Source organism: Muricoccus nepalensis (genome assembly GCF_006438825.1).
In the GTDB taxonomy this organism is placed as follows: Bacteria; Pseudomonadota; Alphaproteobacteria; order Acetobacterales; family Acetobacteraceae; genus Roseomonas; species Roseomonas nepalensis.
On record NZ_RCZP01000150.1, the window covers coordinates 1 to 1256 of the forward strand.

2 protein-coding genes and 1 pseudogene are annotated in these 1256 nt (G+C 72.4%); all 3 read right to left on the reverse strand.

The window, feature by feature from the left end:
- The coding region (locus EAH89_RS31055; protein ID WP_338325566.1) for a response regulator at positions 1-645 on the reverse strand (645 nt) is incomplete at its 3' end.
- The gene (locus tag EAH89_RS31060; RefSeq protein WP_140888057.1) at positions 606-944 is read right to left on the reverse strand and encodes a response regulator; all 339 of its coding nucleotides are present in this window, start codon (positions 942-944) and stop codon (positions 606-608) included. The genes EAH89_RS31060 and EAH89_RS31055, both read right to left, overlap by 40 nt.
- A gap of 3 nt (positions 945-947) precedes the next feature.
- Positions 948-1256 (reverse strand): annotated as a pseudogene (locus tag EAH89_RS31065) (hypothetical protein); the annotation flags it as partial.

The window sequence follows — 1256 nt, forward strand, 5'->3', positions numbered from 1 at the left end:
GGCCTCGATCACCGTCACCGCGCACTGCGCGTCGAGCCGGCGCGCGAAGGACGAGGTGAAGCCCGCCGGCATGTGCTGGGTGACAAGAATCGCGGGCGCGCTCGCCGGGAGGCGGGTCAGCATGCGCTGCAGCGTCTCCACCCCGCCGGTCGACGCGCCGATCGCGACGACCCGCCCCGCCGTCGAGAGCCGCGGGTCCACCGTCAGCAACGACGGCGCCGCCGGCTCCTCCCGCCGCGCCCGCGGCCGGGCCTGGGCCGCGAGCTTGACCTTGGCGACGAGCTCCGCGCCGAGCTCCTCCATCCCGTGGCGGATGTCGAGCAGTGGCTTCGCCACGTAGTCGACGGCGCCGAGCTCCATCGCCTGCACCGCGGCGTCCGTGCCCTTCTGGGTGAGGGTGGACACCACGACCACCGGCATCGGCCGCAGCGCCATGAGGCGCCGCAGGAAGCTCAGCCCGTCCATGCGCGGCATCTCGATGTCGAGCGTCAGCACGTCCGGCGAGAGCGCCTTGATCCTCTCCCGCGCGATGATCGGGTCGGGCGCGGTGCCCACCACCTCGATCCCTGGGTCGCGCCCCAGGAGCTCCGTCAGGAGCTGGCGGATCAGCGCGGAGTCGTCGACGACAAGAACCTTGATCGGCANGCGCCGAGCTCCATCGCCTGCACCGCGGCGTCCGTGCCCTTCTGGGTGAGGGTGGACACCACGACCACCGGCATCGGCCGCAGCGCCATGAGGCGCCGCAGGAAGCTCAGCCCGTCCATGCGCGGCATCTCGATGTCGAGCGTCAGCACGTCCGGCGAGAGCGCCTTGATCCTCTCCCGCGCGATGATCGGGTCGGGCGCGGTGCCCACCACCTCGATCCCTGGGTCGCGCCCCAGGAGCTCCGTCAGGAGCTGGCGGATCAGCGCGGAGTCGTCGACGACAAGAACCTTGATCGGCACCGGCTAACCTTTCGTGGATGGCTCAAACAGCTCGACGTCGCCGTGCCGGGGGTGGGGCATGGCGTGGCCGAGGCGGGTTTCGAGTTCGGCGATGCGGGCGCTCTCGGCGGGCAGTTCGCGCAGAAAGGCGCGCCCGGTCGAGGGCACGTAGAGGAGCCGCCGGGCCAGCGTGCCGCGGAGCTGGCGCACCACGGGCGCCATGCCCTCCGCGCGGAGGTAGCCCTCGACGTAGTCGGCGTTGCGCGGCCCGATGGCGGTGTGGTCCGGCGCCAGGCGCGCGCCGCCGAAGAGCTTGATCTCGAGGCGCGAGCG